This is a genomic window from Bradyrhizobium guangzhouense (genome assembly GCF_004114955.1).
In the GTDB taxonomy this organism is placed as follows: domain Bacteria; phylum Pseudomonadota; class Alphaproteobacteria; order Rhizobiales; family Xanthobacteraceae; genus Bradyrhizobium; species Bradyrhizobium guangzhouense.
On record NZ_CP030053.1, the window covers coordinates 1,517,571 to 1,531,771 of the forward strand.

14 protein-coding genes are annotated in these 14,201 nt (G+C 62.9%); 3 read left to right on the forward strand and 11 right to left on the reverse strand.

The features are described from left to right. Positions 1 to 62: 62 nt before the first annotated feature. Positions 63 to 494 (reverse strand): bleomycin resistance protein, encoded by a 432-nt coding sequence (locus XH91_RS07405; protein ID WP_164933900.1) that lies wholly within the window; start codon positions 492 to 494, stop codon positions 63 to 65. A gap of 398 nt (positions 495 to 892) precedes the next feature. Here XH91_RS07405 and XH91_RS38735 point away from each other — a divergent pair, with 398 nt between their 5' ends. Further along, positions 893 to 1,069, forward strand: coding sequence for a hypothetical protein (locus tag XH91_RS38735; RefSeq protein WP_164933901.1), 177 nt, complete (start codon positions 893 to 895; stop codon positions 1,067 to 1,069). Between the two features lie 130 nt (positions 1,070 to 1,199). Here the strand turns inward: XH91_RS38735 and XH91_RS07410 are convergent, their stop codons facing one another. Beyond that, on the reverse strand, positions 1,200 to 2,933 hold the full coding sequence (locus XH91_RS07410; protein WP_128949972.1) for a serine hydrolase: 1,734 nt from the start codon (positions 2,931 to 2,933) through the stop codon (positions 1,200 to 1,202). A 327-nt stretch (positions 2,934 to 3,260) separates the two neighbouring features. Between XH91_RS07410 and XH91_RS07415 the strand changes: the two genes are divergently transcribed. Together XH91_RS07415 and XH91_RS07425 are read left to right on the forward strand one after the other, a co-directional pair. Beyond that, a complete protein-coding gene (locus tag XH91_RS07415) occupies positions 3,261 to 4,430 on the forward strand; it encodes a cytochrome P450 (RefSeq protein ID WP_128949973.1) in 1,170 nt (389 codons plus the stop codon). A gap of 436 nt (positions 4,431 to 4,866) precedes the next feature. Continuing rightward, positions 4,867 to 5,424 (forward strand): flavin reductase family protein, encoded by a 558-nt coding sequence (locus XH91_RS07425; RefSeq protein ID WP_128949974.1) that lies wholly within the window; start codon positions 4,867 to 4,869, stop codon positions 5,422 to 5,424. 13 nt (positions 5,425 to 5,437) lie between these two features. On the opposite strand, the gene XH91_RS07430 is transcribed toward XH91_RS07425, so the two are convergent. From XH91_RS07430 to XH91_RS07470, 9 genes are all read right to left on the reverse strand, one after another. Beyond that, positions 5,438 to 5,821: a hypothetical protein gene (locus XH91_RS07430; protein ID WP_128949975.1), complete on the reverse strand. Its 384-nt coding sequence runs from the start codon at positions 5,819 to 5,821 to the stop codon at positions 5,438 to 5,440. A gap of 367 nt (positions 5,822 to 6,188) precedes the next feature. Further along, positions 6,189 to 7,337 carry a M20 family metallopeptidase gene (locus tag XH91_RS07435; protein ID WP_128949976.1) on the reverse strand — a complete coding sequence of 383 codons (1,149 nt, stop codon included), beginning with the start codon at positions 7,335 to 7,337 and terminating at the stop codon, positions 6,189 to 6,191. 144 nt (positions 7,338 to 7,481) lie between these two features. Then, the gene (gene flbD, locus XH91_RS07440; protein ID WP_128949977.1) at positions 7,482 to 8,867 is read right to left on the reverse strand and encodes a sigma-54-dependent transcriptional regulator FlbD; all 1,386 of its coding nucleotides are present in this window, start codon (positions 8,865 to 8,867) and stop codon (positions 7,482 to 7,484) included. Between the two features lie 54 nt (positions 8,868 to 8,921). Further along, on the reverse strand, positions 8,922 to 9,272 hold the full coding sequence (fliN, locus tag XH91_RS07445; protein WP_128949978.1) for a flagellar motor switch protein FliN: 351 nt from the start codon (positions 9,270 to 9,272) through the stop codon (positions 8,922 to 8,924). Positions 9,273 to 9,275: 3 nt separating this feature from the next. Next, positions 9,276 to 9,896, reverse strand: a complete 621-nt coding sequence (locus XH91_RS07450) for a FliH/SctL family protein (RefSeq protein ID WP_128949979.1) — start codon at positions 9,894 to 9,896, stop codon at positions 9,276 to 9,278. After that, a complete protein-coding gene (fliG, locus tag XH91_RS07455; RefSeq protein WP_128949980.1) occupies positions 9,896 to 10,987 on the reverse strand; it encodes a flagellar motor switch protein FliG in 1,092 nt (363 codons plus the stop codon). Before fliG ends, XH91_RS07450 begins: the two co-directional genes overlap by 1 nt. 17 nt (positions 10,988 to 11,004) lie before the next feature. Further along, on the reverse strand, positions 11,005 to 12,618 hold the full coding sequence (gene fliF / locus XH91_RS07460; RefSeq protein ID WP_128949981.1) for a flagellar basal-body MS-ring/collar protein FliF: 1,614 nt from the start codon (positions 12,616 to 12,618) through the stop codon (positions 11,005 to 11,007). 192 nt (positions 12,619 to 12,810) lie between these two features. Next, positions 12,811 to 13,086: a CtrA inhibitor SciP gene (sciP, locus tag XH91_RS07465; RefSeq protein WP_002714638.1), complete on the reverse strand. Its 276-nt coding sequence runs from the start codon at positions 13,084 to 13,086 to the stop codon at positions 12,811 to 12,813. 380 nt (positions 13,087 to 13,466) lie between these two features. Next, entirely contained in the window at positions 13,467 to 14,192 is a 726-nt protein-coding gene (locus XH91_RS07470) for a flagellar hook assembly protein FlgD (protein WP_128949982.1), read from the reverse strand. Between the last annotated feature and the right edge of the window lie 9 nt (positions 14,193 to 14,201).

Below are 14,201 nucleotides of genomic sequence, written 5' to 3' on the forward strand. Positions count from 1 at the left end.
AGGATCCATACGAAGGATGCTATTCGGGACACTGGTCGTTCTCCGGGTGGGCGAAGGCGCGGTTACCTCGTCCCCAAATCCTCCGCGAACCGCAGCAGGTAACCATCGGGGTCTTGGACCAGGAATTGCCTGTTGCCACGCTCCTCACCTGCGATCCGATACCATGCGTCGTGACACTCTCTGAAGAGAGCCCATTTGTGCTGCTTCAGTGCATCGAGAAGAGGGGCGACGGAGCCGACGAAGATTTGAAAATTGATCCCGCGTCCCAACGGCCGCTCGAGAGGCCCGGTTTCCCAATTGCCATTTCTCTGATTGAGCATGACCTGTGCTCCCTGTAGCTCGATGTACATGAAGAGATTCTCAGGCCTTTGATAGGCAATCTGGAAGCCAAGTATATCGCACCAAAAACTCTTGCTGCGTTCCAATTCAAATACGTCAAGTTCGGGTACAAGCCGACCAAAGCCGCCGCTAGGCAATCTATCCATTGTTCCCATGGCTCGGCAGTCCTCCACGCTCTTGATTCAGCGAACCGCGGCAGGGCGCGATGCAGCTCTGGTGGGGGGCTATTATCACGGATCCTCTGCGATAGCTTCCGGCATGAGGGTGACGACCTCCCTGGCTGTCCGAGCATTCGCTGATGAGTGCAAAGCAGAAGCCGCGGCCTCTTCGCTTCAATCGGGAAGCTTGGGTGGCATGCCGGCTAGCTGGGCCGGTCTGCAACTACGGCTTTCGGTGGCAGAGCGGGTCGCCGGTCCAAGCTCCTACCTTAGTGGCCTGGTTTGAGAATCCCCCTGGCCGCTTTTGGAATGTGACGCCCCTCACGGTTCTGGTGCGAGCCAACAGGCATACTCGCTCCGAATTCACGGCCAAACGCCGAGCAAGGAGCCGGACCATGGTGAGCAGCAGCAATCGCGAACTGAACTCCGCCGAATTGGCGAATGTGAGTGGCGGCGGCATCAAAGGGGCCGTTGAGGGGGTGTGCCGTAAAGAACCAACATCTGGCGGTCAGAACGCTCCGGCCCAAATGTTTCAACAGATCTTGCAGCAACTTACCCCAAGCCAAGGTTGAGCACGGCGGCGCCTCAGTCGGCGGCCTCTTTCACTCTATTCTAGGAATAGTTGCCATCGTCGTCTCACCCGAACCCGACGCCTCTACAAGAGAGACCAGTCCCATCGTCGGCACCTCGCATGTTCCTGCATCATTGCGAGGATTTCGAACCGATCGGTTCGAGCGAGGTCTTGTCGAATCGCAGCTGCTTGACGCGGCCGTCGTCGATCAACATTGCATTGCACCTGTTATCGTCGGCACACACAAACTTCAGGTTTCCGATCGGAAAGCGCGCCGAGAACGCGTCAACCCCGTCAGGCTGCAGACCGAGGTCTCCCCGTGGGGTGTGCACCATCAGCACGTCCTCGCGAACGAACACGTTATAGATGACGCCGAGTTCTGCGCTGTAGTAGTGCCCCTCATACGCTTTGAGCCGGTCTGCGGTAGGCTTGCTGATCGTGATCCGCTTCAGAGCAAGATTGGCGCCGTTCTGGTGCAGGACCGCGCTCTGAGCCGCTCCGCCTTGTGCGACTTTGTCGAAGACGATTTCGGCGACAACGACCCTCAGGCGGAAGGCGGTGTCGGATACCGCGTACATTGGAAACGATGGCTGGCCGGTCGCGCGTGCGACGAGATGGTCATTGTCTTTGCTGATGGAAATGATGAACCCCGGTCTGAGTTCATAGTCGCCCACGTAGGCATCGAGGATCTTGGGGTCGACCGTGACTTCCGGCTTGTCGTCAAGGGCCGGCTTGTCGGGCGCAGGCTTGAGCAACTGCTTGAGATAGATGTCGGCGATTCCAAATGAAAGCGCCGTCGGGTTCAGGTCTCCCGCGTTTGCCAGGACCACGACCGAGAAATGCTGATCCGGGAATCTGAGAATATTGGTCCGGTAGGCGGCATCGCCGCCGGCATGCTCGACGGTCCTGAGTCCGCGATACTTTCCGATGGAGAGGCCCGATGCGTAATTGACATCCCTGCCGTTGTTGAGCTTGCCCTTCTGCTGCATATCGCCGAGAAGCATCTCGCCGCCGACGTCTCCGGTGTAGAAGTTCTCGTCCCAGCGCGCCAAGTCGCCGACCGTGGAAAACAGGCTTGAAGGTCCGACCGTCGAATAGGTGAGCGCAACGTATTGGTATTTGCCGTCCGGCTGCCGGGCGTAGGAATAGGCCCGGTCCTTGACGATCGTGCCGTATTTGTCCTGGAAGTGTGTGTGCGACATGCCGAGAGGTTCGAAGATGCGCTCCTTCGCGAACTCCGGCAGCGCTTTGCCGGAAACCTGCTTCACGACCATCGCGAGCAACGTGTAACCGCTGTTGCTGTAGAGGAACTGGTCGCCCGGCGCGAAGTTCAACTCGGTTTGTCGAAACAGCAGGTGCGCAATATCGTCGTCCGTGATCTCGTCGTCCAGCCGCCACCCCGCGAGCGCCAGAAGATTCCACTGGTCGCGAACGCCGCTGGTGTGGTGAAGCAGTTGGCGAATCGTTATCGGCTTGCCGAAGTCGTGCAGCTTCGGAACATATTTGCGAACATCGTCGTCCAGAGACAGTTTTCCGTCGTGAGCGAGCAGATGGATCGCGAAGGCAGTGAACTGCTTGGAGACCGATGCCAGGTGGAATACCGTCGATGGCGTATTGGGCACGCCATACTCCAGATTGGCTGCGCCATAACCATGGCTGTAAATGATCTTGCCGTCTTGAAGGACGGCGATGACAGCGCCGGGTGAGTTCGGTTCAGCCCATTGAGCGAATAGCTGATCGACGGCCCGCTCCATGGACACATTGCTTGATATCGTGGAGGACGAGGGAGCCGGTTGGGCGACGACGACGGCAGGTGTTGAAAGATACAGCGCCGCAAAGACCGCCGTGACAATCCTGAAGAGCATGACGAGTTTCCTGATTGACGCTCAGAGTCTTCGCGGCATCAACGCGGCGATCAGAGTGCGGCAATGTTGGATATTGGTGCGCAGCTGAAGGGCCTCTCGACCATGACCATTTCAGTTCATTGCAGCACGGCGGATGCCGTTCCGTTCGACGATTATGGATGGATTTGCCGCAAAAACAACCATAAGTAGAGATCACGGATTCGTTCGATTCTCGGCCGACGGTAGCTCGGGGCGCCTCGATACGTCTGTCCCTATCGTTGGGGACAGACGCCGCCGCCGGATTTCGCTAGTCTGGCCTGGACCACTCGACAATCCAGGGAGCCCGCCTTGAGCACCGCGCCGCGCGTCGACATCGACCCCAAAGAATTCTGGGCCGATCCCTATCCGATGCTGGCAAAAATGCGGAAGGAGGCACCGATCGCCTTGGTGCCGCAGCTTGGCTCGACATTGCTGACCAGCCGCGACGACATCTCGATCTCCGAGAAGCAGATTGATGTATTCTCCTCGCACCAGCCCGCCGGCCTGATGAACCGGCTGATGGGGCACAACATGATGCGCAAGGATGGCGAGGCGCATCAAATCGAGCGCCGCGCGATGTTTCCGACGGTGTCGCCGAAGACGGTGAAGGCGCACTGGACCGCGCTGTTCCAGGCCCATGCCGACCGCATTCTCGATCGTCTCGCCATCGGAAGCCGGATCGATTTCATGCGCGATTTCGCGCTGCCGTTCTCCGGCGAGTGCCTGAAGTCGATCACAGGCCTCACCAATATCGGCTTTGCCGACATGGACGCCTGGTCGCAGGGCATGATCGAGGGCATCGCCAATTACGGCGGCGATCCCGCCGTGGAGGCGCGCTGCCATGCTGCGACGTCGGGCATCGATGCGGCGATCGACGACATCCTGCCGGTCATGCGGAAAAATCCGGATCAAAGCATTCTCGGCGTCCTGCTCGCCTCCGGCATGCCGATGGAAAGCGTGCGCGCCAACGTGAAACTCGCGATCTCGGGCGGCCAGAACGAGCCGCGCAAGGCGATTGCCGGCACGGTGTGGGCGCTGCTGACGCATCCCGCGCAGTTCGACCTCGTGCGCAAAGGCGAGGTGACGTGGCTGCAGGCGTTCGAGGAATATGCCCGCTGGATCTCGCCGATCGGCATGTCGCCGCGGCGCATCGCCAAGCCGTGGAGCATCCGCGACGTCTCGTTCGAGACGGACGACCGCGTGTTCCTGATGTTCGGCTCCGCCAATCGCGACGAGAAGCATTTCGAGCGCGCCGACGCGTTCGACGTGCGGCGTGACACCTCGAAGAGCGTGGCCTTCGGCGCCGGTCCGCATTTCTGCGCCGGCGCCTTCGCCTCCCGCGCCATGATCGCCGACGTCGCGCTGCCGACAGTGTTCGCGCGTGCAAGCCGAATAGAGCTCGCCGACGACGAGCCGGTGCGGATCGGCGGCTGGGCGTTTCGGGGCCTGCAGAATCTGCCGGTGCGATGGGAGCGGTAGCCGCGGGAGCCTATACGCCGCCAACGGATTGTGCGCGCATCTCGTCATACGCTCGGTGTCATCGCCCGGCTTGACCGGGCGATCCAGTACTCCAAGACATTTGTGGTTGCATCGATGGGCCGCGACGTACTGGATTCTCCGCCTACGCGGGGAATGACAGCGGCGGTGATGGCAGGAGCGTCGCGCCTCGGCGGACCCACATCGCCACGATGCCATCCTACCCCTGTTTTGCCCGACGGGTCAACAAAAATTCGGATAATACGCATTCTCCGTTTTTGCACGCCCCGCCTACTGTGCATGGGGTTGTTTTCGCCTTTTCGAGCTGGCCGGCCGCCAAGGTTGGATCCTGAGCCATCTTTTGTCGGCGGACGATCGTACCTAAATAGAGGGACCCCGCTCCGGGGACCATGCCAATGATGTAGTGCCCCGCGATCTCATGACCGAAATTCCCGTCTCGTCCGCCGATTTCCGCGGCGCCATGCGCCACCTCACCGGCGGCGTCAGTATCATCACCGCCGGGCGGGGCAAGGACATCACCGGCATGACGGTGACCTCGGTGACCTCGTTCTCGGTCGATCCGCCGACGCTGCTGGTCAGCATCAACCGCGACGCCTCGTCCTTCCCGCTGATCCGGCGCTACGGCGCCTTCGGCGTGAACATTCTCGCGGCCGACCAGCTCGACATCGCCGAGCGTTTCGCCGGCAAGGGTGGACTGAAGGGGGCCGATCGGTTTGCAGGCGCCCAATGGGTCACGTCGGTCTCCGGCGTGCCGCTCCTGGTCGGCGCATTGTCATCCATCGATTGCGAGGTCGAGGACATCATCGAGCGTCATTCGCACGGCATCGTCATCGGTCGCGTCAGGGATGTCAGGAATTTGACGCGCAACGCCGCGCTCGCCTATTGGCACGGCCAGTATGTGGCGATCGACCACGAGGAGAACGCAGCCCGGCTCGTGGACGTCAGCGTCCCCGGCCGTCACGTCCACGCCAGGTAAGGAAGCCGAACGACTAGATCGTCAGCACGGTCAGCGTGGCCGGCGTATCGATGATGACCTTGCTGTTGCGGACGCTTTGCCAGACCGCCGTGACTGGCTGCGGTGTCTGCACCAGGGGTACGCCGACGACGAGCGTGGTGGGGATGCGCCCGGTGGATTGCGGCTGAGCCTCGTTGTAGGTGAAGGTCGCCGTCACGGCCTGCACGGTATTGCCGACCTGGATGCCGAAAGTCCCGCCTGGGAAATCATTGCCCTGCGCATAGGGGTTCGGGACGTTGAGGATGACGATCGCGGTGATGCCGACGCCGCCGGGAAGGGTGACGGTCAGGCCTGGAATGGCCGACCACGAGCCTGAGCTGGTCGAGTGAGTCCCGCTGCTTTGCGCATAGAGAGTCATGAAGTCGTCCTCCCGTTGTTTGAGCGATCATAGCAACAACAGGTTGCGCGCGGCAATCGATTTTGCCCGCGTTGCGTGTGAAGAGTGCGTGACGCCGCGGTGCGGCAGAAGGTCTGGCCGGTGGCAATTTGCCTGGTCGCGGCCTACAAGGCCTCGTCGGAGTGGGAGTGGCTCCGCCTTTTGCAATGTGGTGCCAGGATTTGATCAAGCGTCTTGCAGTCTGGGCCTTCTACGCCGTCGGCGTGCTGGCGATCGCCTATCTCGCGCTCTACGCCTATGCCAGGTTTCGCGGTCAGCCGTTCGTGCCTGGCGATCCCATCCACATTTTCCGCAAGCCCGACGCGCCGAGTTATTCGTGGCGCATGCATCAGCCCTTCAGAATTGCCAGCGCCAGCGTCTGCGCGCGCGGCACGATGCTGTCGAGCTCGAGATATTCCTCCGGCGAATGGGCCAGACCGCCGACCGGTCCGACGCCGCAGATCGTCGGCGTCCCCACTGCGGCGGTGAAGCCGGAATCGGCGCAGCCGCCGGAGAACTCGCCTTGCAACGTGGTGAGCCCGGCTTGCCTCGCCGCAGCCTGATAATCTTCGAACAGCGCCTTCGAGCTCTCGCTCTGCACGACAGGCACGAACTCGCCCTTGATGGTCAGCGTCGCGCTGGTGCCTGGCACGTAAGGCGTCGCAATGATGCGTTCGATCTCGGCCGTGACGATGGCGCGATCCCTGGGATCGACATAGCGCATGTCGATCTGGCCCTCGGCATAAGGCGCCGTCGTGTTGACGGACTGGCCGCCCGAGATGAGACCGACATTGAGCGTGATCCCCTTGGTGAGGTCGGTCAGCGCGTGGATCTGCGTGATCTTGTGCGCGAGCTCGCCGATCGCGCTGATGCCCGCGGCGAAGTTGGCGCCGGAATGCGCGGCCTTGCCGGTGATGGCCATATGCATGAAGATGCCGCCCTTGCGGCTGGTGACGACATTACCCGTGGGGCGGCCCGGCTCGGAGTTGAACACCGCGCGCGCGGAGCGCCCCTCGCGTTCGATCACGGGCCGCGAGGAGGGCGAGCCGATCTCCTCGTCCGAGGTGATCAGCAACTTGATCGGATGCGGGTTGCCGCCGAATTTGTGGAAGGCGGTGGCCACGAAGATGTTCATGACGACGCCGGCCTTCATGTCGGCAACGCCGGGTCCATAGGCGCGCTTGTCCCTGATCGTGAAGGGGCGCTTTCCGGCCTCGCCCTTGCCGAACACGGTGTCGCGATGTCCCATCAACAGCACCGGCTTCTCGTTGCTGCCGGGTTTGGCCACCTCGGCATGGATGGCATCGCCGAAGCTGTCGTGGCTCTCGCGCCGGAACGGAATGCCGTGCTCGGCAAAATGCCGCTCGAACCGCGCACCGACCGCATCGACGCCTTCCTTGTCGTAGGATCCGGAATCGATGTTCACGACATCGCGCAACAGATCGATCATCGCCTGCCGCTGCGACGCCAGCCATTCCGTGATTTGCGCTTCAGACATGTGGTTCCTCGCGTGTTCTCGCGAGCGGTTATAGGGGCTCGCGCGGCAATGACCTAGTCGCGAGATGCGGTGCGGCCATGTCCACCCAAGAGAAAATGCCCGGGACCGGGCCCGGGCATTTGCAGTCTCAGTTGGCGTGAAGTCCTACGCCCCGATCATCGGCATACGCGGATATTCGCCCGGCGTACCAGCCGGCGTGATCGGGATGCCGCCGTCGGCATATTCGTTGAGCTTGTTGCGCAGCGTGCGGATCGAGATGCCCAGGATGTTGGCGGCATGGGTCCGGTTGCCGAGGCAGTGCTTGAGCGTCTCCAGGATCAAATCGCGCTCGACGTCGGCAACGGTGCGGCCGACCAGCGCGCGCGTCACCTGCTCGGCGGCCATGGTGGCATGCGCCACGGCGGGCGGCGTCTTGGCGAGGTCGAGGCGGTCGCCGTCCGGGGTGAGGATCGCATCGGGGCCGATCTCGTCGCCCTGTGCCATCAGCACCGCACGGTGCATGGTATTTTCCAGCTCGCGAACGTTGCCCTGCCAGCGGTTGGTGGAGAGCACGCGTTTGGCTTCGGCCGAGATGGGGCGCATCGGCACGCCGTTGGCTTCGGCGTACTTCTTCACGAAATGCTGGGCGAGCTCCATGATATCGGCAGGGCGCTCGCGCAGCGGCGGGATCTTCAGGTTGACGACGTTGAGGCGGAACAGCAGGTCCTCGCGGAACGTGCCTTCGCGCACGGCGTCCGCGAGGTTGCGGTTCGAGGTCGCAATGATGCGGATGTCCACCGGCACCGGCTTGGTACCGCCGACGCGGTCGATCACGCGCTCCTGGATGGCGCGAAGCAGCTTCGATTGCAGGCGGACGTCCATCTCGGAGATTTCGTCCAGCAGCAGCGTGCCGCCGGTCGCCTCCTCGAACTTGCCGATGCGGCGGGCGATCGCGCCGGTGAAGGCACCTTTCTCGTGGCCGAACAGCTCGGATTCCAGCAGATGCTCGGGGATCGCGGCGCAGTTGATCGAGATGAACGGACGCTTGGCGCGGGCCGAGCGGGTGTGGACGTAGCGGGCCAGCACTTCCTTGCCCGTGCCGGATTCGCCGGTGATCATCACCGAGGCGTCGGAGCCTGCGATCTGCTGTGCGAGCTTGATGACGCGTGCCATCGCCTCGTCGCGGTAGACCAGCTCGCGGGAATCGTTGGCGACCGCGGCGAGCACGGCTGCGATCAGCTCAGGATCCGGCGGCAGCGGGATGTATTCCTTGGCGCCGGCGTGGATCGCGGCGACCGCGGCGCGGGCGTCGTTGGTGATGCCGCAGGCGACGATCGGAGCGTGGATATGCTCGGCCTCGAGCCGCATCACGAGGTCGCGGATGTCGAGGGCGACGTCAACCAGCAGGAGATCTGCGCCCTTGCCGCCGCGCAGCACGCGCATCGCCTGCTCGTGATCCTCGGCATGGGTCACGGTGGCGCCGTTCTCCATCGCGATCTTGGTGGCGGTGGTGAGCTGGCCCTTCAATGTGCCAACGATGAGAAGCCGCATGTCAGTCTCCTGTCCGTCTGTTCGCGCCGTTGCGCGTCATTCCTTTTGCGAGCCTTAGCCGCGTTCGGTCTTGATGATTTCCGTCATGGTCACGCCGAGCTTGTCCTCGACGAGGACCACTTCGCCGCGGGCTACCAGCTTGTTGTTGACGTAGATGTCGATGGCCTCGCCGACGCGGCGGTCGAGCTCGAGCACGGTGCCGGGGCCGAGCTTCAAGAGCTCGCCGACATCCATCTTGGAGCGGCCGAGCACCGCCGAGACCTGCACCGGCACGTCGAAGACGGCCTCGAGGTCGGCGGCGACGCGCGCCGCATATTCGTCCTCGTTGTAGCTGACGTCGGTGCCTGATGGCGGCAACGGGCCGTTGAGATCGGGCAGCGGGACCTGTCCGTCGGTGTCGCTCATGGCTTAGTTCCCCTTGCGGGACGCGATATAGCGTCCGACCATGTCGTCGATCTTGGATGCGATGGCGCTGCGTTCCAGCACCACGCCGCCATCGGCCCATTCGATCCGGCAGTCGCCGGTGGCGATTTCGGGCTCGGCCAGGATTACCAGCCGGCCTTCGAAGCCGCTCTGCTTGGCGAGCCGCTCGATCTTCTCGCGCGCGCTGTCGTAGAGCGCGTCGTTGATGCGGACGACGAGATGCGGCGTCGCGACCAGGTGCGAGAAGCAGTCCTTGACCAGCGCCATGATCTCGCCGAGCGGCTCGGCAGCGACCAGATCGGCGCACAGCTTGCGCGCCACCGCGACCGCAACGTCGACCGCCTCGGTCTCCATCTTGCTCTCGATGTTGCCGATCCCTGCGGCGATGCCCCGGATCGCGATGTTGATCTCTTCCATGGCGAGCGCGACGCGGCGGTCGCTCTCCGCCTTGGCCTCGCGCTGGCCCGCCGCAAAGCCGTCCTGATAGGCGCGCGCTTCTGCTTCCGCGACCTTTTGCGCGATCTCGGCCGCGGTGGCGGCCTTTTCGCGCGTCCGGTCGGGCGCGGCGAAGTCGGTATCGAACAGGAATTTGGCCGGGGCGCCCATCAGTACACCAGCTCGTCGTCAGCGCGGTTCTTGGTCAGCATGATCTCGCCCTTGGCGGCGAGGTCCTTGGCGAGATTGACCAGCAGCGCCTGGGCCTCGTCGACGTCGCGCAGGCGGACCGGGCCCATCGCCGCCATGTCGTCCTGCAGCATCTTGGCCGCGCGCGAAGACATGTTGCCGAAGAAGAAGTTGCGGACGTCCTCGTTGGCGCTCTTCAGCGCCACGCCGAGCTTGTCCTTGTCGACGTTGCGCATCAACGTCTGGGCCGAGCCGGAATCGAGCTTCACGAGGTCGTCGAAGGTGAACATCAGCGCCTTGATGCGCTCGGCGGATTCGCGGTTGTCCTCTTCCAGCGAGGTGATGAAGCGGGTTTCGGTCTGGCGATCGAAATTGTTGAAGATTTCCGCCATCACCTCGTGGGCGTCGCGGCGGCGGGTCTGCGACAGATTGGACATGAACTCGGTGCGCAGCGTCTTCTCCACGCTCTCGATCACTTCCTTCTGCACCGCTTCCATCTTCAGCATGCGGTTGATGACGTCGAGCGCGAGTTCTTCCGGCAGGATGCCGAGCACGCGCGCGGCGTGCTCCGGTTTCAGCTTCGACAACACCACCGCGATGGTCTGCGGATATTCGTTCTTGAGGTAGTTGGCGAGGACCTCTTCCTGCACGTTGGAGAGCTTCTCCCACATGTTGCGGCCGGCGGGGCCGCGAATTTCGTCCATGATGCCGTTGACACGTTCCGGCGCCAGATATTGCTGCAGCAGGCGCTCGGTGGCGTCGAAATTGCCCATCAGCGCACCGGAAGCCGACATGCGCGAGACGAATTCGAGCAGCATGTCCTCGACGGTATCGACCTCGACGGTGCCGAGCGTCGACATTTCCAGCGAGAGCTGGCGCACCTCGTCGTCGTCGAGCAGCGACCAGATCTTGCCGCCATACTGTTCGCCGAGCGCGAGCATCAGGATCGCAGCGCGCTTCGGCCCCGCAACCACCTCCGTCTTGGCGCCTGAGCGATTGCCGGCTCGCTGGCCGAGCGTCGAGATCACGCTGGTGATGTCGTTCGAATTGGCGTTTTGCAGGGAAGCGGCCATGTCAGTTCACTTCTCGATCATTTCGCGGGTTCGGTCAGCCACTGACGGATAATGGCGACGGTTTCGTTGGGATTGCGTTCGGCGAGCTCGCCGACGCGATGAACGGACTGGGCGTGGACCTGGCCCTGAATGGTCGCGACGTCGATCGCGCTGGCGGTGCCGCTCGGCAGCAGCGGCTGTCCGGCGGCCGGTGCGGCCTCTTCGGACGCCGCGGGGCCCGCAAGGACGCCGCTGATGGCGGCGGCGACCTCGTCGGAGGCGAGGATGCGCTTCACCAGCGGACGGATCACCATGAACATCACGACCAGGCCGAGCAGCATCATCACGCCGAGCTCGACGAAATACATGATGTCGTCCTTGGTGAACTGCAGCATGCCCAGGAAGCCGCTTGGTTCGGTGATCGGGGTGGTGGAGGGAGCGTCGGCAAAACGCAGATTGACGACCTCGACCTGGTCGCCGCGCTTCTGATCGAAGCCGATCGCCGAGCGCACCAGGGTGGCGATGCGGTCGAGCTGCTCCTTGGTGCGGTCCTGATAGGCGAGCTCGCCCTTGTCGTTCTTGGTGTAGATGCCGTCGACCAGCACCGCGACCGAGATGCGGTTGACCCTTCCGGCCTCGGTCACCTCGGTCTTGGTGGTGCGGGAGATCTCGTAATTGTTGGTCTCTTCGCTCTTCTTGCTCTGGTCCTTCGCCGCCGCGCCGCCGTTTTGCTGCTGGCCGGGGAGCTCGTTGTTGACCGTGACCTGGCCGTTGTTGTCGGCGGTCATGCTCTGCTCTTCGCGGGTCTGGGTCGAGCGCAGCACGCGGCCTTCGGGATCGAACTTGTCCGAGGTCTGGGTGATCTTGTTGAAGTCGAAATCGGCGGAGAGCTGGACGCGTGCGCGGCCGGAGCCGACCACGGAGGAGACGATGTCCTCGACCTCCTTGCGCAACCGCTTTTCAAAGGCGATGCGCCGGTCGTCGCCTGCGGCCTGCTCCGGATCGGTCTGGGCACCGTCGGCGAGCAGCTGGCCGGCCTCATCCACGATCGAGACCCGCTGCGGCTTCAGCCCGTTGACGGCGGAGGCGACCAGGTGGCGGATGGCGCGGATCTGCTGGGCTTCGAGCGAGCCGCGGACCCGCACCACGATCGAGGCCGACGGCTCCGGCGCCTCGCGCGCGAACAGCGGGCGCTCGGGCAGCACCAGATGGACGCGGGCGGCCTGGATCCGGTCGATGGCGCGGATGGTGCGGGCGAGCTCGCCCTCCAGCGCGCGCAGATGATTGATGTTCTGGACGAAAGAAGTGGTGCCGAGCGCGTCCGACTTGTCGAAGACCTCGTATCCGACGCCGCCGCCCTTGGGCAGGCCGCCCTCGGCGAGCTTCATGCGCAGGCGGGTGACCTTATCCTTGGGCACCATGATGATGCTGCCGTCATTGCGCAGCTCATACTGGATGCCCTGGCGGTCCAGGTCTTTGATAATGCTGGAGGAATCCTCCATGCTGAGGTCGGTGAACAGCGTCGTCATCTGCGGTGTGGTGACGCGCATGATGACGAAGGCAAAGAAGCCGATGAGCGCGGCGGTGACCGCGATCATCGCCCCAAACCGGGCGGCACCGATACCCTTTAAGAAGTCCGCAAGCCCTTGCAAGCAACCGCCCCGACAGATTCGGCTGCTTTCACTGGAAAGGCCGACTGGGCAATTATTGCCTAGGTGATGGTTTCCATATGGTTAACGAAGGTTAAGGGCTCGGACAAAAGTCGCCCCAAAAGCAAACATGAAAAAAATCGGCCTCGCGTGGCGAAGCCGATTTTCGTCAAAAGCAGCAGATTTCCGGATCGCTTACTGGCGATATTGCTGGATGCGGGTGGTGCGAAGACCCGCCAGACCGTGCTGGTCGATGGAAAACTGCCAGGAGAGGAATTCGTCGACCGTCAGGGTATAACGGCTGCAGGCCTCCTCGAGCGAGAGAAGTCCGCCACGAACCGCGGCAACGACTTCGGCCTTGCGTCGGATGACCCAGCGTTTGGTGCCGGGTGCGGGCAGATCTGCAATCGTCAGCGGACTGCCGTCCGGCCCGATGACGTATTTTACCCTCGGGCGATGGGGTTCTGTCATGGCGTACTCACAAACTCTCAACCACTGAACTCACGCCGTAACCCTACGCGTGCCGGCTTAAAAATCCGCTAAGCCTAAGGCTTCAATACAATTCTCGTTGAATCCGGCTGGAACGAAACCGGCCCGGCGGGCTGAGAGCACGCTTTCAGCCGGCCGAGCGGGGGTGTTCGTAAATACTTTACTAACGAACGCGGGGCCTGCGTTGACGTCGCAAGGCCCTCAACAGTCGTCCGGGCGAAAACCAGGACCCTTTACCCCAGAGAGTAGTTTGGCGAAGACTCGGGGTTGAGTGTTCGCCTCAAAACGACGTTCGGTGGCTATGGGTCCTGTCTTTCGTCAGGACGACACCGAGTCTGTGGAAGCGCTATTCCGTCTCAACCTCAACTGCCGCTGCTGCTGCTCGTCGCCACCACGCTCTTCACTTGGCTCAGCGTGTAGCTGTTGCCGTCGATGGTGAGCAGCGGCGGCGATTGGGTCAGGTCGACGGAACTCACCGTGCCTTGCACCTGCGCGGCGACGCCGACGGGATTGCCCGAGGCGTCCTTGCCGGTCGCCGTGATCGTGTACTTGCCGTCGGGCCATTGCGTGCCGTCATTGCCCTGGCCGTTCCAGGTGAAGGGAATGTCGCTGCCTTGGCCCGCAGTATATTGGCCGTTGAACACGGTCTGGCCGGTGGAATTGGCGATGGAGATACTGACCGTGGCGCTGGAGGGCACGTTGAGGTGCCAGGTTGCCGAGGACTGCGACATCGTCGCGGTGGTGCCGTCGACCACCGCGGTCTTGCCGACGTAATCCAGCGCCTGCGTCGCCTGCGTGGTCTGCTGCAAGGTGACGAGCTGCGATAGCGAGTCGTTGGTCTTGAGCTGTTGTTCGACGCCGGCGAACTGCACAAGCTGCTGGGTGAACTGGTTGGTGTCGAGCGGATCGAGCGGGTTCTGGTTCTGCAGCTGCGTGGTCAGCAGCGTCAGGAAGGTCTGGAAATTGCCGGCAAGCGTCGCGCCCGTGGACGAGCTCAGGCTGGAGCTCGAGGAGGACGACGACGATGACGATGTCGGCGTCGTACCGGAGACGACAGAAGGTGCGGTGGTGGCATTCGTGGTGGTCATTGCCTGATA

What these genes read in the sequence shown, in the direction of transcription:
- XH91_RS07405 (WP_164933900.1), bottom strand. Translation starts at nt 494, where the DNA reads ATGGGAACAATGGATAGATTGCCTAGCGGCGGCTTTGGTCGGCTTGTA.
- XH91_RS38735 (WP_164933901.1), top strand. Translation starts at nt 893, where the DNA reads ATGGTGAGCAGCAGCAATCGCGAACTGAACTCCGCCGAATTGGCGAAT.
- XH91_RS07410 (WP_128949972.1), bottom strand. Translation starts at nt 2,933, where the DNA reads ATGCTCTTCAGGATTGTCACGGCGGTCTTTGCGGCGCTGTATCTTTCA.
- XH91_RS07425 (WP_128949974.1), top strand. Translation starts at nt 4,867, where the DNA reads ATGACCGAAATTCCCGTCTCGTCCGCCGATTTCCGCGGCGCCATGCGC.
- XH91_RS07430 (WP_128949975.1), bottom strand. Translation starts at nt 5,821, where the DNA reads ATGACTCTCTATGCGCAAAGCAGCGGGACTCACTCGACCAGCTCAGGC.
- XH91_RS07435 (WP_128949976.1), bottom strand. Translation starts at nt 7,337, where the DNA reads ATGTCTGAAGCGCAAATCACGGAATGGCTGGCGTCGCAGCGGCAGGCG.
- flbD (WP_128949977.1), bottom strand. Translation starts at nt 8,867, where the DNA reads ATGCGGCTTCTCATCGTTGGCACATTGAAGGGCCAGCTCACCACCGCC.
- fliN (WP_128949978.1), bottom strand. Translation starts at nt 9,272, where the DNA reads ATGAGCGACACCGACGGACAGGTCCCGCTGCCCGATCTCAACGGCCCG.
- XH91_RS07450 (WP_128949979.1), bottom strand. Translation starts at nt 9,896, where the DNA reads ATGGGCGCCCCGGCCAAATTCCTGTTCGATACCGACTTCGCCGCGCCC.
- fliG (WP_128949980.1), bottom strand. Translation starts at nt 10,987, where the DNA reads ATGGCCGCTTCCCTGCAAAACGCCAATTCGAACGACATCACCAGCGTG.
- sciP (WP_002714638.1), bottom strand. Translation starts at nt 13,086, where the DNA reads ATGACAGAACCCCATCGCCCGAGGGTAAAATACGTCATCGGGCCGGAC.
- XH91_RS07470 (WP_128949982.1), bottom strand. Translation starts at nt 14,192, where the DNA reads ATGACCACCACGAATGCCACCACCGCACCTTCTGTCGTCTCCGGTACG.